This window comes from Lentzea sp. NPDC005914, assembly GCF_040629405.1.
GTDB lineage: Bacteria > Actinomycetota > Actinomycetes > Mycobacteriales > Pseudonocardiaceae > Lentzea.
The window spans coordinates 33,672-58,377 of sequence record NZ_JBEXVQ010000016.1 but is presented as its reverse complement, the minus strand read 5'-3'; the positions used below and the strand labels follow the sequence as shown (position 1 = coordinate 58,377).

27 protein-coding genes are annotated in these 24,706 nt (G+C 69.6%); 14 read left to right on the top strand and 13 right to left on the bottom strand.

The window, feature by feature from the left end; translation table 11 throughout:
* The first annotated feature begins 56 nt into the window (after positions 1–56).
* Genes ABZ345_RS23130 through ABZ345_RS23120 form a run of 3 tightly spaced genes read left to right on the top strand, consistent with a single transcriptional unit; the run spans position 57 to position 2,446 of the window.
* Entirely contained in the window at positions 57–488 is a 432-nt protein-coding gene (locus ABZ345_RS23130; RefSeq protein WP_359852224.1) for a DUF4383 domain-containing protein, read from the top strand.
* Complete coding sequence (locus ABZ345_RS23125) at positions 463–1,449, top strand: YbdK family carboxylate-amine ligase (protein WP_359852221.1); 987 nt, start codon at positions 463–465, stop codon at positions 1,447–1,449. The genes ABZ345_RS23130 and ABZ345_RS23125 overlap by 26 nt, the downstream gene beginning before the upstream one ends.
* Positions 1,424–2,446, top strand: coding sequence for an iron-containing redox enzyme family protein (locus tag ABZ345_RS23120; protein WP_359852218.1), 1,023 nt, complete (start codon positions 1,424–1,426; stop codon positions 2,444–2,446). The genes ABZ345_RS23125 and ABZ345_RS23120 overlap by 26 nt, the downstream gene beginning before the upstream one ends.
* Here the strand turns inward: ABZ345_RS23120 and ABZ345_RS23115 are convergent.
* Entirely contained in the window at positions 2,368–2,610 is a 243-nt protein-coding gene (locus ABZ345_RS23115) for a CDGSH iron-sulfur domain-containing protein (protein WP_359852216.1), read from the bottom strand. The two genes, ABZ345_RS23120 and ABZ345_RS23115, sit on opposite strands and share 79 nt — an antisense overlap.
* On the bottom strand, positions 2,579–3,247 hold the full coding sequence (locus ABZ345_RS23110; protein WP_359852213.1) for a HemK2/MTQ2 family protein methyltransferase: 669 nt from the start codon (positions 3,245–3,247) through the stop codon (positions 2,579–2,581). The genes ABZ345_RS23115 and ABZ345_RS23110 overlap by 32 nt, the downstream gene beginning before the upstream one ends.
* An 84-nt stretch (positions 3,248–3,331) precedes the next feature.
* Here ABZ345_RS23110 and ABZ345_RS23105 point away from each other — a divergent pair, with 84 nt between their 5' ends.
* Positions 3,332–3,925 (top strand): hypothetical protein, encoded by a 594-nt coding sequence (locus tag ABZ345_RS23105; RefSeq protein WP_359852210.1) that lies wholly within the window; start codon positions 3,332–3,334, stop codon positions 3,923–3,925.
* On the opposite strand, the gene ABZ345_RS23100 is transcribed toward ABZ345_RS23105, so the two are convergent.
* Both ABZ345_RS23100 and ABZ345_RS23095 read right to left on the bottom strand, forming a co-directional pair.
* On the bottom strand, positions 3,920–4,396 hold the full coding sequence (locus ABZ345_RS23100; RefSeq protein ID WP_359852207.1) for a DUF1360 domain-containing protein: 477 nt from the start codon (positions 4,394–4,396) through the stop codon (positions 3,920–3,922). The two genes, ABZ345_RS23105 and ABZ345_RS23100, sit on opposite strands and share 6 nt — an antisense overlap.
* Entirely contained in the window at positions 4,393–5,193 is an 801-nt protein-coding gene (locus ABZ345_RS23095; RefSeq protein WP_359852204.1) for an SDR family NAD(P)-dependent oxidoreductase, read from the bottom strand. Before ABZ345_RS23095 ends, ABZ345_RS23100 begins: the two co-directional genes overlap by 4 nt.
* 140 nt (positions 5,194–5,333) lie before the next feature.
* Between ABZ345_RS23095 and ABZ345_RS23090 the strand changes: the two genes are divergently transcribed.
* The 3 genes from ABZ345_RS23090 to ABZ345_RS23080 are packed head-to-tail and all read left to right on the top strand — an operon-like array spanning position 5,334 to position 8,349.
* Entirely contained in the window at positions 5,334–6,323 is a 990-nt protein-coding gene (locus ABZ345_RS23090; RefSeq protein WP_359852201.1) for an efflux RND transporter periplasmic adaptor subunit, read from the top strand.
* A complete protein-coding gene (locus ABZ345_RS23085) occupies positions 6,323–7,021 on the top strand; it encodes an ABC transporter ATP-binding protein (protein WP_359852198.1) in 699 nt (232 codons plus the stop codon). The genes ABZ345_RS23090 and ABZ345_RS23085 overlap by 1 nt, the downstream gene beginning before the upstream one ends.
* Entirely contained in the window at positions 7,021–8,349 is a 1,329-nt protein-coding gene (locus tag ABZ345_RS23080; protein ID WP_359852195.1) for an ABC transporter permease, read from the top strand. Before ABZ345_RS23085 ends, ABZ345_RS23080 begins: the two co-directional genes overlap by 1 nt.
* A 63-nt stretch (positions 8,350–8,412) precedes the next feature.
* On the opposite strand, the gene ABZ345_RS23075 is transcribed toward ABZ345_RS23080, so the two are convergent.
* Together ABZ345_RS23075 and ABZ345_RS23070 are read right to left on the bottom strand one after the other, a co-directional pair.
* Entirely contained in the window at positions 8,413–9,198 is a 786-nt protein-coding gene (locus ABZ345_RS23075) for an aldo/keto reductase (RefSeq protein ID WP_359852578.1), read from the bottom strand.
* Positions 9,199–9,250: 52 nt separating this feature from the next.
* Positions 9,251–10,009, bottom strand: coding sequence for an SDR family oxidoreductase (locus ABZ345_RS23070; protein WP_359852192.1), 759 nt, complete (start codon positions 10,007–10,009; stop codon positions 9,251–9,253).
* Positions 10,010–10,092: 83 nt separating this feature from the next.
* On the opposite strand from ABZ345_RS23070, the gene ABZ345_RS23065 reads away from it, so the two are divergent.
* The 4 genes from ABZ345_RS23065 to ABZ345_RS23050 are packed head-to-tail and all read left to right on the top strand — an operon-like array spanning position 10,093 to position 12,908.
* The gene (locus ABZ345_RS23065; RefSeq protein ID WP_359852189.1) at positions 10,093–10,530 is read left to right on the top strand and encodes a MarR family transcriptional regulator; all 438 of its coding nucleotides are present in this window, start codon (positions 10,093–10,095) and stop codon (positions 10,528–10,530) included.
* A 22-nt stretch (positions 10,531–10,552) separates the two neighbouring features.
* Positions 10,553–11,644, top strand: a complete 1,092-nt coding sequence (locus ABZ345_RS23060) for an acyl-CoA dehydrogenase family protein (RefSeq protein ID WP_359852186.1) — start codon at positions 10,553–10,555, stop codon at positions 11,642–11,644.
* A 14-nt stretch (positions 11,645–11,658) separates the two neighbouring features.
* The gene (locus ABZ345_RS23055; protein ID WP_359852184.1) at positions 11,659–12,456 is read left to right on the top strand and encodes a thymidylate synthase; all 798 of its coding nucleotides are present in this window, start codon (positions 11,659–11,661) and stop codon (positions 12,454–12,456) included.
* Positions 12,453–12,908: a dihydrofolate reductase gene (locus tag ABZ345_RS23050; protein WP_359852181.1), complete on the top strand. Its 456-nt coding sequence runs from the start codon at positions 12,453–12,455 to the stop codon at positions 12,906–12,908. The genes ABZ345_RS23055 and ABZ345_RS23050 overlap by 4 nt, the downstream gene beginning before the upstream one ends.
* Here the strand turns inward: ABZ345_RS23050 and ABZ345_RS23045 are convergent.
* Genes ABZ345_RS23045 through ABZ345_RS23035 form a run of 3 tightly spaced genes read right to left on the bottom strand, consistent with a single transcriptional unit; the run spans position 12,905 to position 14,690 of the window.
* Positions 12,905–13,417: a YciI family protein gene (locus tag ABZ345_RS23045; protein WP_359852575.1), complete on the bottom strand. Its 513-nt coding sequence runs from the start codon at positions 13,415–13,417 to the stop codon at positions 12,905–12,907. The two genes, ABZ345_RS23050 and ABZ345_RS23045, sit on opposite strands and share 4 nt — an antisense overlap.
* A gap of 12 nt (positions 13,418–13,429) precedes the next feature.
* Positions 13,430–13,789 carry an MmcQ/YjbR family DNA-binding protein gene (locus ABZ345_RS23040; RefSeq protein ID WP_359852178.1) on the bottom strand — a complete coding sequence of 120 codons (360 nt, stop codon included), beginning with the start codon at positions 13,787–13,789 and terminating at the stop codon, positions 13,430–13,432.
* 10 nt (positions 13,790–13,799) lie between these two features.
* Positions 13,800–14,690: a PAC2 family protein gene (locus tag ABZ345_RS23035; protein ID WP_359852175.1), complete on the bottom strand. Its 891-nt coding sequence runs from the start codon at positions 14,688–14,690 to the stop codon at positions 13,800–13,802.
* Positions 14,691–14,787: 97 nt separating this feature from the next.
* On the opposite strand from ABZ345_RS23035, the gene ABZ345_RS23030 reads away from it, so the two are divergent.
* On the top strand, positions 14,788–15,432 hold the full coding sequence (locus ABZ345_RS23030; RefSeq protein ID WP_359852172.1) for a DUF4230 domain-containing protein: 645 nt from the start codon (positions 14,788–14,790) through the stop codon (positions 15,430–15,432).
* Positions 15,433–15,494: 62 nt separating this feature from the next.
* A complete protein-coding gene (locus ABZ345_RS23025) occupies positions 15,495–17,093 on the top strand; it encodes a serine/threonine-protein kinase (RefSeq protein ID WP_359852170.1) in 1,599 nt (532 codons plus the stop codon).
* Positions 17,094–17,499: 406 nt separating this feature from the next.
* Here ABZ345_RS23025 and ABZ345_RS23020 read toward each other — a convergent pair whose 3' ends face one another.
* The 4 genes from ABZ345_RS23020 to ABZ345_RS23005 are packed head-to-tail and all read right to left on the bottom strand — an operon-like array spanning position 17,500 to position 23,742.
* Positions 17,500–19,497, bottom strand: coding sequence for a transglutaminaseTgpA domain-containing protein (locus ABZ345_RS23020; RefSeq protein WP_359852168.1), 1,998 nt, complete (start codon positions 19,495–19,497; stop codon positions 17,500–17,502).
* A complete protein-coding gene (locus ABZ345_RS23015; protein WP_359852165.1) occupies positions 19,494–20,600 on the bottom strand; it encodes a DUF58 domain-containing protein in 1,107 nt (368 codons plus the stop codon). Before ABZ345_RS23015 ends, ABZ345_RS23020 begins: the two co-directional genes overlap by 4 nt.
* Before the next feature lie 11 nt (positions 20,601–20,611).
* Positions 20,612–21,577 (bottom strand): MoxR family ATPase, encoded by a 966-nt coding sequence (locus tag ABZ345_RS23010; RefSeq protein ID WP_359852162.1) that lies wholly within the window; start codon positions 21,575–21,577, stop codon positions 20,612–20,614.
* Positions 21,574–23,742 carry a hypothetical protein gene (locus ABZ345_RS23005; protein WP_359852159.1) on the bottom strand — a complete coding sequence of 723 codons (2,169 nt, stop codon included), beginning with the start codon at positions 23,740–23,742 and terminating at the stop codon, positions 21,574–21,576. The genes ABZ345_RS23010 and ABZ345_RS23005 overlap by 4 nt, the downstream gene beginning before the upstream one ends.
* Before the next feature lie 187 nt (positions 23,743–23,929).
* On the opposite strand from ABZ345_RS23005, the gene ABZ345_RS23000 reads away from it, so the two are divergent.
* Complete coding sequence (locus ABZ345_RS23000; RefSeq protein WP_359852156.1) at positions 23,930–24,574, top strand: hypothetical protein; 645 nt, start codon at positions 23,930–23,932, stop codon at positions 24,572–24,574.
* Positions 24,575–24,706 lie beyond the last annotated feature (132 nt).

Sequence of the window (24,706 nt, the reverse complement as noted above, 5' to 3'; positions counted from 1 at the left end):
AACCCAGAGCGAGGCTCACCCCAGAACGAGATCCATACAGAACGAGGTGACCACCCATGGCCGACGTCACCACCCGCACACGGGTCCAGCAGGCCGCACTCGTCGTCGCGGCGGTGTTCGCCCTGGTCGGCGTGCTCGGTTTCATCCCCGGCGTCACAACGGGCTACGACTCCATGACCTTCGCCGGTCACGAGTCCGGCGCGATGCTCCTCGGCGTCTTCATGGTCTCCATCCTGCACAACATCGTGCACCTCTTGTTCGGCGTCGCCGGCTTCCTGGCCGCGCGCTCGGCGGCGGGCGCACGGGCGTTCTTGATCGGCGGCGGCGCGGTGTACCTCGTGCTGTGGCTGTACGGGCTGGTGATCGACAAGATGAGCGACGCCAACTTCGTGCCGCTCAACAGCGCGGACGACTGGCTGCACTTCGTCCTCGGTGTCGGCATGATCGGACTGGGAGTCGCGCTTGCCCGGCGTTCCGCAGTGCGCTGACACCGTTGGCGTAGAAGAAGAGTTCCTGCTCGTCGACACGGCGTCCGGACGTACTTCCACACGTGCGGACGCCGTGCTGGCGCGCGTGCAGGACACCGATCTCACCAAGTTCCACGCCGAGCTGGCCGCGACGCAGGTGGAGGCCGCGAGCGGTCCGTGCACGTCCGTCGCCGAGCTCGGTCAGGTGCTCCTGGACGCTCGCACCACGCTCGCGAAAGCCGCCGAGGAGATCGGCGCCGGGCTGATCTCCCGTGGCACACCGGTGAAACCGTCCTTGCACCCGATCGTCTCCCGTGCCAACCCGCGATTCCACCGCGTGCTCGACACCTACGCGGGCGTCGTCGAGCACTACGAGGCCTGCGGATGCCACGTCCACGTCGGCGTGCCGGACCGCGAGACGGGCGTGCGCGTTCTCAACCACCTCCGCCCCTGGCTGCCCACCCTGCTCGCCCTCTCGGCGAACTCCCCGGACAACGGTTACGCGAGCTGGCGTCTGGTCCAGCAGTCGCGCTTTCCCGGCTCCGGAGTGCCACCGGTGTTCACGACCGCCGCCGACTACGACGCCCACGTGGCACGGATGGTCGCGTGCGGAACCCTCGTCGACCGCGCCCAGTCGTTCTGGCTGGCCCGCCTGTCGCTGAAGCTGCCGACCGTGGAGTTCCGCGTGGCGGACGCGGCGGCGACGGTGGAGGACGCCATGCTGCAAGCCGCCCTGTCGCGCGCGCTCGTCCACATGGCGTTCCTGGACGACGACCCGCGCCCGGTGCGTGACGAGGTGTGCGCGGCGGCCGTCTGGGCGGCTTCCCGGTACGGCCTGGACGGCGCCGCGGTCGACCCGTGGCGGGAGTGCCGGGTGCCCGCGACGGAGTTGCTCGAGAAGCTGGTGGAGCACGTCACGCCGGCGTTGGCGCAACGGGGCGAGCTCTCGCTGGTGCATGAGCTCGTCGACCAGCGGGTATGACACGACGGTGAAGCTTCCCTCCCCTCGCGGGCCGTTGTCCGAGACCGTGAACGCCGTGCTGAGCGGTGAGCCTGACGGTCAGCCGATCCCGTTCGCCGCCGCCGACCCGTACGGCGAGGATCTCACCATCGCCCTGCACACGATGTACGAACTGCACTACGGCGGCTTCGACGGCGTGCACCCGGCCTGGGAATGGGATCCGGCACTGCTCAAGCTGCGCGCCCAGACCGAGATCGCGTTCCTCGCCACGCTGCGGTCCGATGTGGACGCCGGCGGCGACCTGGACGCGGTGCTGGACGACCTGCTGGTCGAACGCGTTCCCGGTAGCGGCGTGTCGCATCACCTGCGGGACAACGGAACCTGGGACCAGATGCGCGAGTACTTCGCGCACCGCTCGGTGTACCACCACAAGGAAGCCGACCCGCACGCGTGGGTAATCCCTCGCCTGCGGGGCAGGGCGAAGGCGGCGCTGGTCGCGGTGGAGTTCGACGAGTTCGGTGGTGGCCGGGCCGATCGGATGCACTCGCGGCTGTACGCCGACCTGCTCGAGGGCGCCGGCATGTCGTCGGACTACCTGCACTACCTGGACGACGTGCCCGCGCCGGCCATCGCGCTCGTCAACATGATGTCGTTGTTCGGCCTGCACCGGTCGTTGCGCGGCGCGCTGGTCGGCCACTTCGCCGCCGCGGAGATCACCACGGCCCCGAGCGCCCACCGCATGGTCCAGGCCCTCGAACGCCTCGACGCCGATCCGCGGTGCGTCGAGTTCTTCACCGAGCACATCGAGGCCGACGCCGTGCACGAGCAGATCATGCGCCGCGACGTCATCGGCTCACTGCTGGAGCAGGAACCCGAGCTGCGCGAGGACGTCGTGTTCGGCATCCAGGCCACGGAACTGCTCGAAGCCCGGCTCGCCGATCACCTGCTGTCGTCGTGGGAGGCCGGCGAGTCGTCGCTGCGCACACGCTTGCGGTGGCTGGTGTCGCAGAACGGATAACGCTTGCTGCGGCGGCACGCGCACACCGCGACCACGAAGCGGTCGCTGGTGTGCGTGACGCCGTCCTCGGTGACGAGCTCGACCGGTCCCTCGACGAGCACCGGCCCGTTCGGCACCACCGTCACCCTGCTTTTATCGCGACTGCGGGCGTTCTGGCCGGTCACCGCGGATCACCACCAGTTCCTCGTGCCGCTGGCCCGGCTCGATCAGGCCGTGCTGTTCCAGGAAGCCGATCCTGCCGTTCATGACAGGCCCGAACGGCACCGAGCGGCGGTGCACGATCGACGCCTTCAACCCGTTGTCCCGCAACTGCCGCAACGTCGTGTCCACTCCGCACAGTGCCGAATGGACCATCAGCAGCACCCCGCCCGGCACCAGGAGGTCGAACATCCTGGCGCACAACGGGTCCAGCAGCTGACGACCGTCCAGCCCCGCGTCCCACGCCCGCGCCGGCCCCCGTGCCGCACACGGGCTCGCGGCTGGCACGTACGGCGGATTGGCGAGCACCAGGTCGAACCGCTCGCCCACGACGACCTCGAGCGCGTTGCCGAGCCGCACCCGCAACGGCAGCCGGTGCAGGGCGGCGTTGACCCGCGCGGTCCACACCGCACGCCGGGACACGTCCACGCCGGTCACTTCGGCGGCACCGGCCCGGATCGCCGCGATGGCCAGCGCTCCCGTGCCCGTACCGATGTCCAACACTCGCGCGTCCGCAGGAATCGCCGCCGCGCGCATGGCCTCGACGAGAAGGTCCGTGTCGTCCTGAGGCGCGTACACGCCAGGAGCTCTGAGCAGCCTCACAATCGGAGAATCCCCCGCCGAAAGACCTTGAAACACCACGTTTTCGCGCGGTGCGGGCGGGTACACGAGGATGTGCTGTCCACCGTGTTCCGCCTGCTCTCGAAGGCCAGGCACGCTCGCGCACTGCATCCGCTCGGTGTCCAGAGGACCGGCGAACTGAGCGGCACTCCCCCGTTTCCCGCGACCGCCACCGTGACCGTGCGCCTGTCGAAAGGCGCGGGTACCGGCCCCGGCAAGCCGGACGTGCTCGGAATCGCGCTGCGGGTGCCCACCGAGTCCGGTGACTGGGACCTGCTGATGTCGAGCACCGGCACCGGCGAGCGCACGCGGTTGCTGCCGAAGTTCGTGCGCCACTGGCGGGACGCCCGGCTCGGCACCCTCGCCCCGTACCGCTACCGCGGCGAGCTGCTGTGGTTCATGGCGGTGCCGGACGAGCTGCCGGACGAGCTGCCGGACGACGGCGAGCTGCCGGCGCGGTTCACCATCCACGCCTCGGGCACGGACGCCGTCTGGCGCCAGGTCGCTTCCCTGAAGCTGCATCCCGACCGCGGCGACACAGCACCGGTGGCGTTCGACCCGGTGCTCAACCGGCCGCCGGAGATGGAGCTGGCGCCGCGCTGGCTCGCCCTCCTGCGCGAACAGGCCTACGAGGGGAGCCGGCGCGGCCGCCGGTCATGACTTCAGCTTGTCGTACACCAGGTTCAGCGCGTCGGACGCCGCCACGGCCGTGAGCGCCGTCGACACCAGCCGGGTGAACCGCGGCGCGAACACCAGGCCGGCCGTGAGCCCGCTCGCGATCCACACGCCCGCGCAGAACGGGCACGTGAGCAGCTCACCGATCGCGTGCTGCGCCGGGTGATCCGACCGCGCGGACTCCTTGAGCTCCGCATGCCCCGCCGGTTCCTCGTAGCGGGTGAACGGCGCCCGCAGCGGGCTCGTCACCGCCTCCTTGGTGAGCAACCGGCTCGCCTTGTGCGTCGCCACGCCGACGAGCGCGGTGTCGCGCAGCGAGAACCGCTCGGGCAGCCGGACGCCGGTGAGACGCCCTGCCACCGAGACCGCGCCCGCGAGAGCCGCGTAACTGCCGATGGCGAGGAGGTAGCCGGGCAGCGGCCTGTCCTCGCCGTACGCCTGCCAGATCCGCTTCACTCGTCCGCGTCCTCCGCTGAACCGGGTTCGGTCATCGTCCGCATCATCTTGGCCTTCACGGTGTCCGGCGCGACCTTCCCGGCGATGGCCTGCACCTTGTTCTTCACCGAGCCCGCGACCACGTGGTCGTCGCCCTTCATCAACGCGTCGAAACCCTGCTGGGCCACCTGCGCCGGGTCGTCCTTCTCCCCCGTCGCGACCTTGGTGTCCTGCATGCCCGCGCGCTCGAAGAACTCCGTGTCCGTCGGCCCCGGCATCAGCGTCGTCACCGAAACCCCGGTGTCGCGCAGCTCTTCCCGCAGCCCCTGCGCGAACGACGCCAGAAAAGCCTTGGAGGCCGCGTAAACCGAGTGGAACGGGCCCGGCGCCGTCGCGGCGATCGACGACGTGAAGAGCACCTTGCCCTCCTTGCGGTCGACCATGTCGCTGATCAGCCGGTGCGCCAGGTGCACCGATGACCGGACGTTCAGGTCCACGATCTCCAAGTTGTCGTCGAGCGACGTGTCCCGCACGAAGTCACCGCCGACACCGACGCCCGCGTTCACCGCGAGCACGTCGACAGGGCGGCCCAACGCGCGCACGCGCGACACCAGCAGTTCCACGCCCTCGTACCCGCGCAGGTCGACTCGCACCGGTTCCACGTGCGCCCCGCCGCGAGACCCGAGTTGCGCGGCCGTCTCGTCAATCCTCTCGTCCTCCGCCACGGCCACGACGTCGAAGCCGTTGTCCGCGAGCACTTTCGCGAGTTCGTAACCTATTCCGCTGGAAGCGCCGGTTACCACGGCAAGCGCATTCACAGGTGTTCTCCTTCCGGTCAACACCCCGGATACCCATGACCACCAGGTCGATGCGACATCGGCCGAAAGTCCGATGCAACCTCCCGGACCCATGAGGTGTCCTTATCGGTAGGTTGGTTGAAACGACATGGGGGACATTCGTGCGCAAAATTCTTCTCGCGCCGCTGTGCGCGCTGGTCACGCTCGCCGTGGCGGCGTGCAGTCCGTCAGGTCCGGATCAGGCCAATCCGGAGCTGGCGCCGCGCGGCACGACGATGACCAAGGTCAAGCCTTCCAAGCAGGACCTGACCACCAAGCTGAGCATCACCGGCAAGGTCGAGATGAACCCGACGTTCGGGCTCGTCGCGCCGGTCGAGGGCCAGGTGCGGTACTTCGAGCTCGCGGCGCCCAACGGCACGCCGACCAAGCCCACCAGGGTCGCGACCGTGTGGAAGGACCAGACCCCGAACTACGTCGAGATCCCGGCCGGCGCCACGTTCGGCGGCAGGCTCGTCGACGACAAGGCGACGGTGACGGCGGGCATGCCGATCGCGTCGGCCAAGCACGTCGGCTACGCGATCGTCGGTGACATCGACGGCTCGCAGGCCTACAAGATCAACGGCGCGCTCACCGACGTGACCGTGCAGATCAAGAACGGGCCGGGCCCGTTCCCCTGCACCGTGCTCGGCACCATCGCCGCGCTGCCGCAGGGCACCATCCCGGACAAGCCCACGCAGACGCCGGACCCGAAGACCCCGCCGACGGACAAGCCGCAGCAGCCCAAGCAGCCCGACCAGCCGCAGCAGCCGAGCTCGTCGACCGGGCTGCGCATCGTGTGCACCGGCCCCGCGGACGTGCAGATGATCAACGGCGCCGCGGCGTCGATCGAGGTCACCACCGGCAAGTCCGCGCAGGCGCTGGTCGTCCCGGTCGAGGCCGTCGCAGGTCAGCAGGGCAAGGGCAAGGTCGACGTCATTCAGTCCGACGGCTCGCGCAAGACCACGGACGTCACGCTCGGCCTGACCGACGGCAAGGTCGTCGAGGTCAAGTCGGGTCTCACCGGTGACGAGGAGCTCGCCGTGCCCGGCCCGAACCTGCCGGAGGGCCAGCAGCAGGGCGGCGACCCGCAGCAGAAGCCGACGGGACCGTGATGACCCAGCCTCAGGTTCAGGTGCAGGCACCGCTGCTCCAGCTCAACGGCATCACCAAAGTGCTTAAGGGCCAGGAGGAACCGCGCACGATCCTGTCCGGTGTGGACCTCACCGTCCATCCTGGACAGAGCGTCGCGATCCTCGGCCGCTCGGGTTCGGGCAAGTCGACGCTGCTGAGCCTCATCGGGCTCTTCGACCGCGCCGACTCCGGCCAGTACTTCCTGAACGGCAACGACATCACGAAGGTCCCGGAGCGCAGGGCCGCGGCGTTGCGCAGCGCGGAGTTCGGGTTCGTGTTCCAGCGCTTCTTCCTGCTCAAGCACCTCACCGCGGCGCAGAACGTGGCGATGGCGCTGGTGAACGGCCAGGGCTGGTCCGCACGCCGCAAGCGCAAGCAGCAGGTCATGGAAGCCTTGGAGACGGTCGGCATCGCGCACCTCGCGAAGTCCAAGCCCTCCAGGCTTTCCGGTGGTGAGCAGCAGCGCGTCGCGATCGCCCGCGCACTGGTCCGGCAGCCGCGCGTGATCCTCGCCGACGAGCCGACGGGCGCGCTCGACACCGAGACCGGCAACCTCGTCGTCGAGGTGCTGCTCAACACGACCAGGCAGGGCTGCGGCCTCGTGCTGGTCACGCACGACCACGACCACGCGCGCAAGATGGGCCGCGTGCTGGAGCTGCGCGACGGGCGGTTCAACTGATGTTCTCCGGCAAGCTGCGGTCCGCCCTGGTCATCGGCGGACAGGGCATCCGCGCCCGAAAGCTGCGCACGTTCCTGTCGATGGTCTCGCTGTTCCTCGGTGTCCTCGCGGTCGTGGCCGTGCAGGCGGGTTCCGAGATCGCCGAACGGGCGATGCTCACCGACGTCGAGCTGCAGGCCGGCAAGGACGGCACGCTGATGGGCTACATCCCCGGCGAGAAAGGCGCGCCGGGGATCGTCGAGGCCACGCTGAAGGGCCGCGCCGACGCGGTCGCGATGATCAGTTCTCAGGCGATCATCGGCGAACCGGGCGTGCGGCCGATCAACGAGGGCGGCATGCCGTTCGAGTACGCCGGCCGGGGCGGCGACTACTACGGCCCGATGATGATCTGCGACGCCGGCGGCGTCTGCCAGGAGCAGAAGCAGCAGGAGAAGAAGCCGGCCGGTCAGGCGATCGAGGTCAGCATGGTCGCGCTGACCGGCGACATCCGCCCGTTCAAGCCGTTCCGCCCGGTCTCCGGCAGCTGGCTCGACTTCACCTCGGTCCCGTCACTCGCCCCGCGCATCGTGCTGAACGAGGAAGCCGCCAAGGGCCTCAAGCAGTACCGCGTCCCGGGCGAGATGATGATCGAGGGCGCCACCCACCACGTGACGCCGCAGATCATCGGCGTGGTGCAGGACGGCAACTCGCAGCCGCGCATCTACATGCGTCTCGACGAGCTCCGCACCTGGATGCCCGCCGCGGCCCCGACCAGCGACGCCAACAGGTACCGCGGCGGCGGCACCAGCCTCGAGGTCTACATGGAGCCGGGCTCCGGCGACCTGCAGCAGCTGCTGAAGGCCAAGCTCATCGGCGCCGGCGTCGACCAGAACCAGCTGCACTTCCAGTCGGTGAACTCCAAGGAGCGCATGCAGTCCGAGCTGAAGATCATGCGCCTGATCTTCCTCGGCATGGCGTTCCTGGTCCTGCTGATCGGCGTCGCGGGCATCCTGAACGTAGGCCTCGCCACGGTCGGCGAGCGCGTCGAGGAGTTCGCCCTGCGCCGCGCGGTGGGCATGTCCCGGTTGCTGCTGGCCGGAATCGTGCTGGCCGAGACGCTGCTGACGGGCCTGCTGACCGCCGCACTGGCGATCGGCGCGGGCGCGGCGGGTCTGCAGGTGGCGCTGATGATGTTCGGCGGCCGCTTCCCGTCGTTGCAGGGCACCACCTTCCCGTGGGAGGCGGGTGTCGCGGGCGTGATCGCGGGTCTCGTCGCCGGTGTGCTGGGTGGCCTCATCCCGGCGATCCGCGCGGCACGGATCCCGATCGCCACAGTCATGCGGGCCTGAGAGGCGAGGCCCGTCGCCGGCGAAGCCCGGACCGCGAACGAGGCGGTCCGGGCTTCGTACTTCTCAGGCCTCGCTGAAGGTGTCCGGGTTCGGTCCGATGCGACCCGCACGGTCCAAAGTGGACACTGCCGCGATCTCCTCGTCCGACAACTCGAAGTCGAACACCGAGATGTTCTCCACGATCCGGGCAGGCGTCACGGACTTGGGGATCACGACGTTGCCGATCTGCAGGTGCCAGCGCAGCACGACCTGGGCCGCCGAACGACCGTGCCTCTCCGCGATCTCCGCGATCACCGGGTCGGACAGCAGTTCGCCGCCCTGCCCCAGCGGTGACCAGGCCTCGGTCTGGATGCCGTGCTGGGCGTGGAAGGCGCGCAGCTCGGCCTGCTGCAGGTACGGGTGCAGCTCGATCTGGTTGACCGCGGGCCCGACACCGGTCTCGTCGATCAGCCTGCGCAGGTGCGCGGGCTGGAAGTTGGAGACGCCGATCGCGCGGACGCGGCCCTCCTTCTGCAGCTCCACGAACGCCTTCCACGTGTCGGCGTACAGGTCGCGGGCGGGCGTCGGCCAGTGGATCAGGTACAGGTCGAGCACGTCGAGCTTGAGCTTCTTCAGCGACTCGTCGAACGCGCGCAGCGTCGAGTCGTAGCCCTGATCGGCGTTCCACAGCTTCGTCGTGACGAAGAGCTCGTCGCGGTCGAAGCCCGCGATGGCTTCACCGACGCCGCGCTCGTTGCCGTAGATGGCGGCGGTGTCGATGCTGCGGTAGCCGGCCTTCAGCGCCGCCGTGACGGCGGGCGTGGCCTCCGCGTCCGGCACCTGCCAGACACCGAAACCGAGCTGGGGCATCAGAACGCCGTTGTTGAGCTTCAGGGTGTTCAAAACCAATCCTCACCAGTTCTCAGGGGATCAAAGTGGGTGCCGTGCCGCCGTCGACGCGCAACGCGGCTCCGGTCGTCGCGGACGACAGGTCCGACGCGACGTAGGTGATGAGGTTCGCGACCTCGTGGGGACGGATCAGGCGGCCCAGCAGCAGGGTCGGGCGCTCGGTGCGGACGAACTCCGCCTCGCCGCCCTCGCCGACGCGGTCGCGGATGAACTCCTCGACGCCGGGCGTGAGGGTCGGGCCGGGCAGCACGGAGTTCACCGTGACGCCGGTGCCCGCGACCGCCTGCGCCATGCCGCGGGCGATGGCGAGCTGTGCGGTCTTCGTCATGCCGTAATGGACCATCTCGGTGGGCGTGAAGACCGACGACTCGCTGCTCACGAAGATCACCCGGCCCCAGCCGCGCTCGACCATGCGCGGCGTGTAGTGCCGCGAGAGCCGCACGCCGGACATGACGTTGGTGTCGAAGTAGCGCTGCCACTCGGCGTCGTCGATCTCGAACACCGGTTGCGCCCCGTAGATGCCCATGTTGTTCACCAGCACGTCCACGTCGGGCAACTGGTTCACCAGGTGAGACGCACCCTCGGCGGTCGCGATGTCCGCCGCGACGCCGCGGACGTCTCCGTCCAGCTTCGCCAGCGCCTCGTCCACCCGTTCCTGGCTGCGCCCGCTGATGACGACGGCCGCACCGGCCTTGAGCAGCGCCTGCGCGGTGGCGAAGCCGATGCCGGCGGTGGAGCCCGTCACCAGCGCCGTGCGTCCAGACAGATCCATGTCTCTCCCCGGTAGACTTGTTGAAGACGATAACGAGCGTACGCAATAGTTGCACACGCTGTCTATTTGAGAAGGGTTGACCTATGTCACTGGACGACGACGCCGTGCAGGCGCGCGCTCAGGGCTGGCGCACGCTCGCGGCGTTGCACGCTCGCATCGAGGACCGCCTCGAGAGAGCACTGCAGAAGGCGCACGAACTCTCCGTGAGCGAGTACACCGTTCTGGACGTCCTCAACCGCCAGGACGGCTTCCACCTCCGGATGAACCAGCTGTCCAACGCCGTGGTGCTCAGCCAGTCGGCCACGACGCGCCTGGTCACCCGCCTGGAGGAGCGCGGTCTGCTCGCGCGCTACCTGTGCCCCACGGACCGGCGCGGCATCTACACCGAGGTCACGGAGAAGGGCCACGAGCTGCTCGCGCTGGCCCGCCCCACGCACGACGAGGTCCTGTCCGAGTCGCTTTCGGAAGCCGGGGACGTTCCCGAGCTGAAGCCACTCGTTGAGGTGCTCGCCAAGCTCTGACGCACGGGCGAAGATCAGCCGCATGTCGCTGCACGCTCTGATCCGCGCCGAGGCCGCCGGTTCCGAACGGGACCGCCGCCTGACCGACGCCGTGGTGACCGCTCTGGTCGACCACGGCGTGCACCGCCTGATCGCCCCGAAGCGCTACGGCGGCGCCGAGCTGGACCTGCCGTCGTGGAGTCGTGAGCTGCAGGAGCTGTCGCGGTCCGACGCCTCGACGGGCTGGACCGCGATGACGACCACCATCTCGTCGTCGCTGGCCTGGTACCTGTCGCAGGAGGCCGCCGACGAGATCTTCACCGACCCGCGCGCCCTGATCGCCGGCACCGCGGCACCGCTGGGCAGGGCCGTGGCAGCCGAGGGCGGCTACCGCGTGACCGGCCGCTGGGGCTGGGGCAGCGCCGTCACGCACGCCGCGTGGGTCATCGGTGGCACCCTCACGCCCGAAGGCCCGCGTCTGGCCGTGTACCCGCGTTCGGACGTGACGATCCACGACACGTGGGACGCCGCCGGTCTATGCGCCACCAGTTCGCACGAGTTCTCTCTCGACAACGCGTTCCTTCCTGTACGGCGCACGGTGTGGCCCATCGGCGTCACTCCCGGCATCGAGGGCCCGGTCACGGTGTTCCCGTACTTCAGCTTCCTGGCCGTCGGCGTCGCGTCGGTGTGCCTGGGGGTGGCCCGCCGCGCGATCGAGGAGATCGAGGCGCTGGCCGTCGAGAAGACCCCGCAGCACGCCACGACCCGGCTCGCCGAGCAGACCGGGTCGCAGATCGAGATCGCGCTGATGGAGGCCAGGCTTTCGGCCGCGGCGGCGTTCCTGCACGAGGTTCTGAGCACCGCCTGGGAGTTCGCGGTGAACGGCTCGCCGACACCGGATCCGGTGAAGGCCCGGCTGCGGCTGGCGTGCTCGTTCGCCTCGGGCGAGGCCACCGACGTGACGCAGAAGGCGTTCGCGGCGGGCGGCGGCAGCTCGGTCTTCGCATCCAGTCCTCTGCAACGCTGCCTGCGAGACGCCCACGTCGCCGCCCAGCACACCGTGGTGTCGCGACGCCTGTTCGAGACGTACGCCATGCTGCGCCTCGGCCTTGAACCTGACATGTCGCGCTTCTAGGTAGGCTCACCCGTATGGCCGACACGCAGTACGAAGACCTGCTCCGCCACGTCCTGAAAGAGGGCGTGCGCAAGGAGGACCGCACCGGCACGGGCACGCGGTCGATCTTCGGCCACCAGCTGCGCTACCCGCTCGCCGCGGGCTTCCCGCTGATCACGACCAAGCGGGTGCACTTCAAGTCGATCGCCTACGAGCTGCTGTGGTTCCTGCGCGGCGACAGCAACGCCGGCTGGCTCCAGGAACACGGCGTGACGATCTGGGACGAGTGGGCCGGTGCCGACGGCGAGCTCGGCCCGATCTACGGCGTGCAGTGGCGCTCGTGGCCGACCCCGGACGGCGGTCACGTCGATCAGATCGCCGAGGTTTTGAAGACCCTGCGGGAGAACCCGGACTCGCGGCGGATCATCGTGTCGGCCTGGAACGTCGGCGAGATCCCGCGGATGGCCCTGCCGCCGTGCCACGCGTTCTTCCAGTTCTACGTCGCCGACGGCAAGCTCTCCTGCCAGCTCTACCAGCGCAGCGCGGACCTGTTCCTCGGCGTGCCGTTCAACATCGCCTCCTACGCCCTGCTGACCCACATGATCGCCGCCCAGACCGGTCTCGGCGTCGGCGACTTCATCTGGACCGGCGGCGACTGCCACATCTACGACAATCACGTCGAACAGGTCGAGCTCCAGCTCACCCGCGAGGCCCGCGAGTTCCCGACGCTGCAGATCGCGCCCGCCGCATCCCTGTTCGACTACAAGTACGAGGACTTCACGATCACCGGCTACGACCCGCATCCCGGCATCAAGGCCCCGGTGGCGGTGTGATCGGCCTGATCTGGGCCCAGGCCCCGAACGGCGTGATCGGCCGCGACGGCACCATGCCGTGGCACATCCCCGAGGACATGAAGCACTTCCGGGAGATCACCGCGGGCGCGGCCGTCCTGATGGGCCGCCGCACCTGGGAGTCCCTGCCACCACGATTCCGCCCGTTGCCAGGCCGCCGCAACCTCGTGCTGTCGCGCACACCGCAGGAAGGCGCCGAGACGTTCTCCTCGCTGGAGAAGGCGCTCGCGGACGTCACCGGCGACCTGTGGGTGATGGGCGGGTCGGCGGTCTACGAGGCCACGCTGCCGTTCGCGGACCGCGTCGAGGTCACCGAGATCCGCGAGGTCTTCGAGGGCGACACGTACGCGCCGAAGATCGACCGCGAGCCTCTCGGCGTCGGTGAGTGGCAGGAGTCGAAGTCGGGCCTGCACTTCCGGTTCGTCAGCTACTAGCGCCGGCCGCCGGGCTCCCACTCGTGGACCTCGACGGCGTCGTAGCGGTCCACGCTCAGCACCGCCGCCGGGTCCGCGGACCGCACCAGCGCCGCCGTGCCCAGCCACGAAGACCCGTCGTCGGACAGCAGCGGCCCGTACGCGATCAAGCCATCGTCGGACGCGGGCTGAAGATCGACGGGCGAGCCTGACCCGAACCCGAGCACGAGGTGTCCCCCACCGGCTGGGGCGTCCCACATCGTCCGCCCGAGCACGTTGCGCCACCTGCGCACCACCACGTCGCGATACGCGCCGGCCTGGTAGCAGGGCTCCTCGAACGCGAACGCCCGAGCCGCGGCCGCATCAGGCACGTCGACGATGTGCACGCTGCCGGTCAGCACGCCACCGTCGAACGTCGGCCCGCGCGCGATCAGCGAGAACCGGTCCATGTAGGACCAGTGCTCCTCGATCAAGCGCTCGCGCAACGGCAACGACCCCGGACGATCCCGGTGGTAGCAGAAGAACTCCATCACTCGCCCAAGTCACCTTCGCCGCGCCCGTGCGTGCCACGCCTCGACGATCAGCTCTTCCAGCTCGCCCACCTCGATGTACTCCAACCGCACCAGAATCGCCGGATACCCGTTGAAGTGCGGCGTGGTGAAGTACACCGAGCCGTCCGAGGCCAGCAACGCCTCCTTGGCCCCCAGGTCCGGCACCCGAGCAGCCAGGATCGGCCCGGACGGCGCCGCGGCACCCATGGCCGCCAGATCCGTCTTGCGCAGCGGCCGTTCCCACACGAAGAGCTTGTCCTTGACCCTCCAGTCGACGACGCCCTCCCGCACCCGCTCCGTCACATCGGGCATGGAGGTGGCGATCCGGCGCACGTCGTTCCAGGTGGCCATCACATGCTCCCTACAGGTGGTCCGGCGGACGCTGCTGCTCTGCGAGGAACCGTTCGAACTCGGCGCCCAGCTCGTCCGCGCTGGGGAGGTCGGTGTTCCCGACAGTCTGGATGAAAGCGTCGTACTGCCGCTCGAGTGCTTCCACCACCTGGGCTACTTCCTCCGAGTCGGCGACCTGCCGGTGGATCTCGGCGTCAGCGGCCTGAGCTGCGTCGATGAGCGATCCGATCGGCAACGCCAAACCTGTCGCCCTGGCGACAGCGTCCAGCAGGGTCACCGCGGCGGTCGGGTACTGCGACTGCGCCAGGTAGTGCGGCACCTGGGCGGCGAACCCCATCGCGTCGTGACCCGCCTGGCCCAGCCGGAACTCCAGCAGCCCCGACACGTTGCCCGGCACCTGCACGCGGTTGAAGAACGGCTGGTACTCCGACACGAGCTCCGGTCGGGTCGCGTGGCCGATGACGTTCAGCGGACGCGTGTGCGGCACGCCCATCGGAATGCCGTGGAAACCGACGGTCAGGCGCACACCCCAGCGGTCGATCAGCGAGCGCACCGCGAGCGCGAACACCTCCCACGCGCGGTCCGGTTCGAGGCCGGTGAGCAGCAGGAACGGGTGGCCCGCGCTGTCCCACAGCAGGTGCACGACCAGTTCGGGCGCGGCGTAGTCCTCCCAGTGGTCGGTCGCGTAGGTCATCAGCGGCCGGCGGGAGCGGTAGTCGATCAGGCTGTCGATGTCGAAGCGCGCGACGACGCGGCTCTCCAGCGTCTCCAGCAGGTGCTCGGCGAGCAGACGGCCCGCGGCACCGGCGTCCATGAAGCCCTCGAAGTGGTGCAGCAGCACCGAACCTGTCAGGTCCGGCACCTCCGAGTCCACCTCGTACAGGTTTTCCGGGTCCAGCACCGCTTGCCTCCAAAAACTGTCGTTTCACTCTCCTGCAAAGCCAACCACGTGGACACGAGACTGATTCCGCTCGGGTCGATTAGCCCATACGGATCGTGTGAGCGCATCACTTCACGGGTACTACAACGCAGTGGACAAGCGCTGGGTGACGCGTGGAGCTCTGGTCGCAGCCTTCTTCATCATCCTCGGTGCGGCGTTGTACGTGTTCGGGCAGTTCAAGCCCTTCGGTGACGAGTCGATCGACCGCAGCCAGCCCGCGATGCTCAAATCGGTGCGGGACCTCAGCCAGTATCACGCGGCGGCGGGCGAGTTCCAGGTCGTGCTCGACATCGAGAACGACGTGAAGTGGGTACCCGCGGCGCTCGCCGGCGAACGCACGTTGTTCGTCGCGGCGGGATCGGTCAACGCCTACGTCGACCTCGGATCTCTCAAAGACGACGGGCTGATGCTGTCAGCGGACCGCAAGACCGTCGAGCTGAAGCTGCCGAAACCGCAGCTGGACAAACCGAACATCCACCACGACCGCTCGTACGTCTACAGCCAGAAGCGCGGGCTGATCAACGACCTGCAGGCGCTCGTGGAAACCCCTGACCAGCAACGGTTCTACGTCGCGGCGGAGGCGAAGATCGCGGACGCGGCCAAGCAGTCCGAGCTGCTCAAGCGCGCCGAGGACAACACTCGCGTGATGCTCACGGGAATGCTGCAGTCGCTGGGATTCCAGGTGAAGGTGGTTCCGGACTGAACCCTTCCCGCGGTGGCGCCGAACGTCGGGGTGAGCCAGCCGCAGCGGGATAGGATTCGTTGGTGGAAGACGATCTGATGGCCTGGGCGCCCACGGGAGGTGCCGCACCGGCACCCGAGATAGCGTTGCCGGGCTACAGCGGTTTCCGCGTGATCGCCCAGGGCGGCGAGGGCACGATCTACCGCGCGCGCCAGGACGGCCTGGGCCGCGACGTCGCGGTCAAGGTTCTGCAGGTCACCGACCCGGCGACGCTGGTGCGCTTCCGCCGCGAACTGGCCATCACCGTCGAACTCGGCCGCCAGCACCCGCACATCGTCACCGTGCTCGACACCGGCACGCTCCCGGACGGCCGCCCATGCATCGTCATGGAGTACTACGAACGCGGCTCGCTGCACGACCGCCTGCGCGCCATGGGCCCGCTCCCCGTGCCGGACGTGGTCTCCGCGGGCATCGCCGTGGCCGACGCGCTCGCGTTCGCTCACGGCCAAGGCATCCTGCACCGCGATGTGAAGCCCCAGAACGTCCTCGTGCTCCCCACCTCCTACGTGCTGGCCGACTTCGGCATCGCCAGGGCCACCGACGCGGGCCACTCCGCCTCGCTGCAGATGGTCAGCTACCGCCACGCGGCCCCGCAGATGCTCGAGGGCGGCACCCCGTCGTTCGCCGACGACGTCTGGTCGCTCGGCTCGACCCTCTTCACGCTGCTGGAAGGCAAGCCCCCGTTCGCCTCCGACAACCCGGACGAGGACACGCTCCTGTCCTACGTGGGCCGCGTGGCCCGCGCCGACCCCCGCCCCCTGACCCGTTTCGACGTCCCGGCCTCCCTGATCGCCGTGATCAACCGCTGCCTGCGCAAGGACCGCGCCGAACGCTTCGGCTCGGCCCTGGAACTGCGCGACGCCCTCATGGCCGTGAGCGCGGGAACGGCCCCGTCAGTGTCCGTTGTGGACCCGGACTCGACGACGATGCTCGGCGAACGCACCTACTTCATCCCGGACGGCCCCACGGAAGCCCCCGGCTTCGGCCCGCGCGGTTTCGTAGCCGAACCGGAGCCGGAAGCCGAACCCGAGGAAGAGCCGGACAACTCCTGGCAGGGCCAACTGGCGGACCTGACGTACCGCCGCCAGGACCTGATCAAGCCCCCTCCCCCACGCCCGATCGCCGTACTGCCGATCGTCGACCTCCCCCCGGTCGAACCGATGACCGCCCCGGTCCGCAAGAGCAAGCGCGCCGGCGTCCTGGCCCTGCTGGCCGTGGTGGCGATGACCGGCGGCGTCCTCGCGGGCCTGCTGCTCAACCGCCCGGACGACAAGCAGTCCCAGCCCCCGCTGACCACCACGATCCCGGTCCCGACCTCCGACTCCACCGACGCGGGCCCACCCCCGAACGCCGACCCGAAGTTCATGCCGGTGCTCAAACGCGCCGAGTACCACGGCAAGGCGATCGAGCTGGAGTGGTCGGACCCGAGCGACGGCCGCGCCGAGTTCGTGGTGATCGAGGTGACCGGCGCCAAACCGCAGGCCGTGACCAGGGTGACCGGTGGCGGCACCAAGTACGTGATCGAGGACGGCGGCGGGCAGCGTCGGTGCTTCCAGATCGCGGCGTTCGGCTACAACGGCGAGCGCGGCAGCTCGGCCAAAGTCTGCGCCACGAAGAACTGACCCACCAGACAGGGTCACAACGTTCTGGGCCGCCAAGAACCGGGCCACCAAGAGCCGGGCAAACAACGATCTGGGCCACAACGATCTTGTCAGACCCCCTGAGTATTGTCGGGTTGATCAGGGGGTCCACATACCAGGGGGACGCCTGCGAAAGCCTGCCCTGGCAGGCGTCACCGCCGGAACAGCGGCCTCGGGTCGACGGCTCACGCCACGCTCGGCGTCACCACCTCCCGACCCGTACGTGTCCATCCACGCAACATCCGCCATTACGTCCGCGGCCACTGGGGCATTGAGAACCGGCTGCACTGAGTCCGCGACGTCACTCAAGGCGAAGACTCGTCCCGCGTCCGCACCCCACCCCGCACTCTGCGCAACCTCGCCAGGCGAAAGCCTGCCCCAGCAGGTGTTACCGCCGGAACAGCGGCCTCGGGTCGACCGCCCACACCGCCTTGCGCCACCACGAAGCCTTGCGCCGCACCGCTTTCCGCACCTGCCGCGCGAGCCGCCAGCTGTTCTCGGGCCGAGCCGGCCCAGGCGCGAACACGGCATGGTCCACCAGCACGGCCAGCCGCACACCGGCCTCGCCCCACTCCCGCCCGACGTCCGGCACCGTCCGGCTGGCCCGCGGCCTCAACCCGGCCAGCTGCAACGAGTCCAGCACCTCGTTCCACGCCCCGACCGGCCCCGCCGCCCGAAGCCGCACCCGCCGCGAGGTCCGCGCCACGTACAGCGCCACGAGCAGCAACACCGGCGCGAACACCCAGAACGGAAACCCGGGAGGCGACGGAGGAGCAGCGACGGCATCCGGCCGAACCGCGGTCGGCTGCACCAGCGGCGGCACCGAGGGCAGCGACGTCGGCGTCGGCTTGGCTGTGGTGGAGGCGAGCCGGTTCAGCACCTCGCGCTTCGAGGCCGCGCTGGGCCCGCTTCCGTTGCCGGACACCGGGTCGAACGCCACCCAGCCCCACCCGCTGAAGTACACCTCTGGCCAGGCGGTGGCATCGGCGGCGCGGACGATCCGCTCGCCGTTCTGCTCCGGCACCGGCTGGAATCCGACCACGACACGCGTCGGCAAACCGACAGCTCTTGCCAACACGGCATAGGCCGACGCGAACTGCTCTGCCGTCCCCGCCCCGGCCCCGGCCTCACCGGCAGAGCCGAACAGGAACGTCTCCAGCCGTGCGTAGGACGATCCGACCGGCGCCTCGGCGTCCGGACGGCGGTTGAGCCGCACGACCTGCTCCAGCGCCACGGCCTTCTCGTACGGCGTGCGAGCGTTCAAAGTCGCCTGCCGCGCGTACTCCGCCAAAGTGAACGGCAGCCGTGGCAACGCCGTGTACCGGCTCGCCTCGGCGGGCACCGAAGCCTCGGCCAGGTCTGTGTCCGCGGGCGTCTCGACTACACCGCGAACCGTGTAGCTCAGCCCGGTCTTCAGACCTTCCGCGACCACGAGCGACCCGGTGTCCGGATCGACCATGGCGTTGCTCAGCGACACCGCCTGCGGCTTCCCGACCCCGGGCAGCCACTCGCCCTGCAGCCCGGTGATCGTCAGATCGACGCTGGCATCTTGGAACTTCCTGCCGGTGGGCAGGTCCGGCGCGTCCACGACACCGATCGGCCCGTACACCGAAGCCGCCTCCCACGACGCCCCCGAATAGCGGCTCAGCGTCACGAGCCGGACCGGCACCTCGGGTCCGCGCATCCGGAAGAGTTCCGCGTCGCCCTGCGCGGCCCAGGCGGCGAGCTGGGGCAACGGGTTCGCGATGGACACGTCGGTGATCGGCGGCGTGACCAGCTTGCGCGGCTCGAAACCGTTGGTGGGCAACACGAACGCCACCAACGTCAGCGCGGCCAGCGTGACCGCCAGCACCGCGGGCGGCACCACGGGGCCGCGCCGGTCGAGAATCAGCCAGCCCAACGCCAGCAGCACGACCAGCAGGAGCGCCACGAGCCCGTACCGGTCCGCCCTGCCCGTGGTGAGCAGCGCCGCCGACACGTACAGCACCGCCGCACCCAGCGCGGGCACGAACAACGCCGTCCCGCGCTTGGTCACCGACAGCACCGTCACGACCGAGACGCCGATGATCAGCAACAGGCCCGGCACCAGCAGCTCGGGCGTCGCGGGAGCCGGGCGGGCCGCGGTGAGCAGCCGGGGCACGGTGTCCAGCAGCACCCACGTCGGGTCGCGGTCCGGTGAAGCGCCACGAGCCGCGAAGAACCCACCTGCCATCGCCAGCACCATGACCGCGAGAGCCGCCAGCCCGGCCGGCACGAGCCTCTTCAGCAGCAACGCGAGAAACCCGGCGGCAGCGGCGAGTCCGAAGTAGACGAAAGCCCCGTCCCACGCCTGCGCCAGCTGAAGCGCACCCACCAGCAGAACCGCGGCGACCCACGCGTACTTCACCGTGCCACCACCGCATTCCACGAGTCGACGAGATCCTCCGCACGCGCGCCGCTGATCACCAGCACGGTTCCGACGGCGCTCGCGGGGCGCTTCTCGTCGACCACGAGCACGGTGCCGAACGCGGCCCGCCCCGCCTCCAGCACCAGCGCGGGCACCACCTTGCCGCTGATCACGGCCACCACGTCCAGGTCGCGCACCGGCACGGTCGGCCGCCCGTCGACGTCCTGCAGCGCCAGGTCGGCCAACGCCGCCAGGATCGGCGCCGAGTCCTGGGTCTCCTCGAGATCGGTGCCACCGGACGACGTCAGCAGCCGCACCGGATGCCCCTGCTCCAGAGCCGAGGTGACCAGCGACGCCGCCACCTCCACCGCCTCCTCGAAGCGCTGCTCGTCCTCGTACGACGACGAGTTGTCGTCCAGCAGCACAGCCAGGTGCGGACGCGCCGGGTCGGCGTCCTCGCGGATCATCAACGTGCCGGTGCGCGCGGAGGTCGCCCAGTGCAGGCGGCGCAGATCATCACCCGGCACGTACTCCCGCAGCCCGACCAGGTCCGTGCCACCGCGCTCGACGCGTTCATCAGCCCCGACCTGGCCCCGGCGAGCACCGGACGGCAACCCGCGCACGGGCAGCACTCGCGGCACCACCCGGACCTGCACGACCTCGCCCAGCACGGTCCGCGCCTGCGCCAGCCCGGCCAATCCCTTGCGCCGCAACGTCAACGGCCCCACATCGAACACACCGCGACGAGAAGTCGGAATCACGTAGTCGACCGCCTCGACCACACCGGGCTTCAGCAACGGCACGTCCACCGCGGAAGGCGACCCCGCCACCATGTCCACGGCGTCCAGCGCCACCGGCCACCGGCCCGAAGCGGACAGCTCCAGGCGCCCGCTGCACCGAGCCAACCGGGGCACGGTGCGCGGACGGACTGACCGCGAAACAGAAAGCGGCGAAGCCACCAGCACCGAGACCACGGACGCAACGACCAACGCGGTCAGGGCGAGCCCGAACGCTGCCATGCCCGCGTAACGCCACCACAGCCCGACACCGAGCATCAGCAGACCCAGCACCGCGGTTCCGGTGCCGCGCAACGTCAGTCTCATCGTGCCCCAGCTCATTGAGAGGCGGGCTTGGGCACCGGCACGCGCGAGAGCACGTCAGCCAGCACCTCGGACGTCGTGACGCCCGCCAGCACGCTCTCCCGCGTCAGCACCAGGCGGTGGGCCAGCACCGACTCCGCGATGTCCTGAACGTCCTGCGGCACAACGAAATGCCGCCCCTTCGACGCCGCGTACACCTGCGCACAGCGCACCAGGGTCCGCAGACCGCGGGTCGACGTGCCGAGCCGCAGCCGCTCGTCCGAACGCGTCCCCGTGCCCAGGGCGGAGATGTAGTGCAGGATCGGGTCGGCCACGTGCAGCAGCTGCAACCGCCCGCTGAACGCGCTCACCTCACGCGGCGACGTCACCGTCCGCACGTCGGCGATCCGCCCGGCACCACTGCCCGGACGCAACACGTCGAGCTCGTCCTCCACCGACGGATAGCCGATCGAGGTCCGCAGCATGAACCTGTCCAGCTGCGCCTCGGGCAACCGGTACGTGCCGTCGAGGTCGATCGGGTTCTGCGTCGCCACCACGAGGAACGGGTCCGGCACCGCGTGCCCGACACCGTCGATCGTGACGGTCCGCTCCTCCATGACCTCCAGCAACGCGGACTGCGTCTTGGCCGCCGCGCGGTTGATCTCGTCCGCCAGCACGATGTTCGCGAACACCGGACCCGGCCGGAACCGGATCTGCCCCGTCTGCGGGTCGTAGACCGACGTGCCGGTGACGTCCGACGGCAACAGGTCCGGCGTGAACTGCACACGCCGCGACAAGCCGCCCAACGCACCCGCCACGGCACGCGCCAGCGTCGTCTTTCCCGTGCCCGGCACGTCTTCCAGCAGGACGTGGCCGCCCGCGAACATCGCCACCAGCACCAGGTCGATCACGTCGCGCTTGCCGCGCACCGCGTTCTCGACCGCGTCGCCGAGCCGGGTGTGCAGGTCGCGGAAGGCGGAAACCTCACCGGTGTCGATCACTTTTCCTCTTCTCTGCGAACACCGATGCGCAACAGGAACGCGCACGCCAGCAAACCGAGGCCACCCGCGCCCATCGGCGCGGTCTCCGCACCGGCGGGAGCCAGCCGCGGAACGCAGGTGGGTTTGCCCGCGCACTCGTCCGCCGTGTACAGCGCGTTTCTCGCCGCCGAATCGACCTGACCGGCACCGGACGCCGCGTAGGCACGCACGACGATCGAGTTGGTGCCCTCCTCGACGTCGATCTGCGCGGTGGTGGCGTTGCACGGGATGCCGACGGCATAGCCCTGCGTCTTGTTCACGACCTCGCAGCGCCCGTTGTGGTTCGCCCAGTCCGCCGGCGGAGCCATGTTCACCCGGCGGGTCGGCGCCATGCGGCCACCGGTGATGCCGGTGATCACCGCAGCACCCGCGGTCGGCAACGACGGCGGAGGTGGTGGCGGCGGGGGCGTGGTCGTCGTCGTGGTGGGCGGAGGGTTGTTCGGCGGAGGGTTGTTGGGCGGCGGGTTGTTCGGGGGTGGGTTGTTGGGCGGCGGGTTGTTCGGGGGCGGCGTGGTCGGCGCCGTCACCGTGAACGCGGCCATGCCCGAAGCACCTGCCGTCGTCGCCGTCGACGCCCGCACCGTCACGTCCAGCCGGCCGCTCGTGCAGAACGTGGAACCCGTGCACGGCAACGACAAGTCAGCAGAGGTACCGGCCGACTGCGCCGACACCGAACCACCGCTGAACGAGCCGGAACCCGTCACGGTGTACCCCACGATCGGATCCGTCGAAGAAGCAGCGGTCCAGCTCACCGTCACGACGACCGCCGAAGCGGTGCGCGACTTCTCCCGCACCGTCACCCCGGCGGGAGCGGCCGGAGCCGAGCCTCCCGGAGTGGAGGACGGCGGCGAGGACGGCGGGCCCGGAGGCGGATTCACCTCTGTCGTCGACCCGTTGTTGTTGTTATTGCCGGGGTTGCGCGGCGGCTTCTGCGGCTCGTTCGGATTCGGCGGCGGGGGCGGCGGCACCGACGGCGGCGGCGAGCGGTCCGGGTCCTTCACCGGCAGCTCGGGGCTGCGGATCGTCAACGACCGCGTGGCGCCGTCCGCGTCGACCAGGACACCCGTCGACGAACCGGGCACGTTCACGAACAACCGGCCGTCGTCGAACACCAGCTCGGGGTCGGACCCACCGGACGTGCGCACGTCGTCGCCACCGCGACGACCACCGCGGTCGAGGATGATGACCTTGCCGGATCCCTTGCACGGCACGTAGACCTTGTCGCGGAACACCGCGGGCCTGCCCGGCTTCGGACAGCCCAGCGCACCCACGTCGACCCGCATGACCTGCCCGTCGACGACGAGCACCACCACGGACGAGTCCGGCACCGACGCGGGCACGAGGTCCGTCGGCGCGGTCTGCGCGGCGATCACCTCGGCATCGGTGCGGTCGGTCGACCTCGACACGTCCTCACCCGTGCCGTCGCGAACCACGACACCGCCGTCGAGACCGATCAGCGTGACGCCCTGGCCGTGCGGCACGAGAACCGTGCGCGGCCCGGCACCGTCGACCTTGCGCTGCGAGCGCTCCTGGAACTTCTCCTCGTCGTCGGACCAGTCCAGCGACCGCAACGTGCCGCCGTGATCGACCAGCCACAGCACACCGCGCTCGTCCACGACGGCGTCGGCAAGCGGTTGCCCGGCCTCCCACGTCTGCCCGATGTCGGCCAGCGTCAACGGGTCGGCGGTGTGGATCGTGCCGGACGCGCGGTCGACGACGAACACCATCCCGTTCGACACCAGCACCTTGCTCGACGCACCGGGCGGCGCCTGCCGCCGGCCGGACGCCAGCAGCGTCGCCAGGTCGATGACCGTGATCTCGCCGGTGCGCCGGTTCAGGACGATCAGGCGACCGTCCTCCTGCGCGATCTCCAGCTGCGAGTCCGGCCCGCTGATCTGCAGGCGCGTCTGCGGCTTGCCCGACACCGGGTTGACCTGCACGACCTCGCCGCGCTGGTCGTCGCCCAGCCAGGTGAGCCCGTCGGACACCGCGACCGACGTCCGGGAGATGCCCTGCCCCAGCGCGGCGCCCGCGAGCACCAGAACACCCAGCAGCGCCGCGACGAAACTCGCCGATTCCCGCCCTCCACCGGAGATAATGCGTCTGATCCGGTGCCACCAAGACATACCGCGCCCTCCCTCGCCCGCCGGGGATGCTAGCCCCCGGTTATGACAACTTCGGACGGTGCACGGTTCCCGGATCGCCCGGTCAGCCGACTGGCCGACATCAAGGACCCTAATGACGGGGTCCGACAGTTTCGGAAACCGAATGGCGCTACCCCGAACTGATCAACGCATAGGGCAGAGTGGGTGTATGGAGATCCCCGGCATGGGACTGGCCAGGCAGGCGCTGGGTGCCGCGATCGAGACGACGTCGACCGTCGCCGCGGTCCCCGGCCGCGTGCTGAGCTTGATCGGCGAGATCGAGCAGCTCGTCCGCAAGGTCAACGGAACGATCGACGCAGTCGACGACATCGTCAGGAAAGCCGACGCCTTGGTCGACCGCACCGACCACATCGTCGCTGACGCGGAGAAAGCCGTCGACGAGGTCCGCGAGATCACGGCGAGCGCGAGCGACGTCGCGGAACGGGCCGCGCAGGTCGTCACGACAGCGGGCCACACCGCGCACACGGCCAACGAGCTGATCAGCATCTACGAACCGATCGCCAAGCAGGCTCAGCCGCTCGCGAAGCGGTTCGTGGACGAGCTGTCACCGCACGAGGTCGAGGCCGCGATCAAGCTGGTCGACGAGCTGCCGGTGCTGACCGAGCACCTGACCAGCGACATCCTGCCGATCCTGGCGACGCTGGACCGGGTCGGTCCCGAGGTGCACCAGCTGCTCGAGGTCACGAGCGACATGCGCCAGGCAATCCTCGGCATCCCGGGCTTCGGGTTCATGCGCCGCCGCGGCGAAAAAAAGGAAGAGGAAGAAGGTGTGAAGGCGATCGAAAACGGGTAGCCCACCCGCATGACCGCCGACACACGTGAAGATCATCTGACCTGGTGGCTGCTGAGCAGCGTTTTCGGACTGCTGGCCTTGGTCAACATCGGCCTCGCCGCCACGGAGAGAGCCACCTGGCCCTACGCGCTC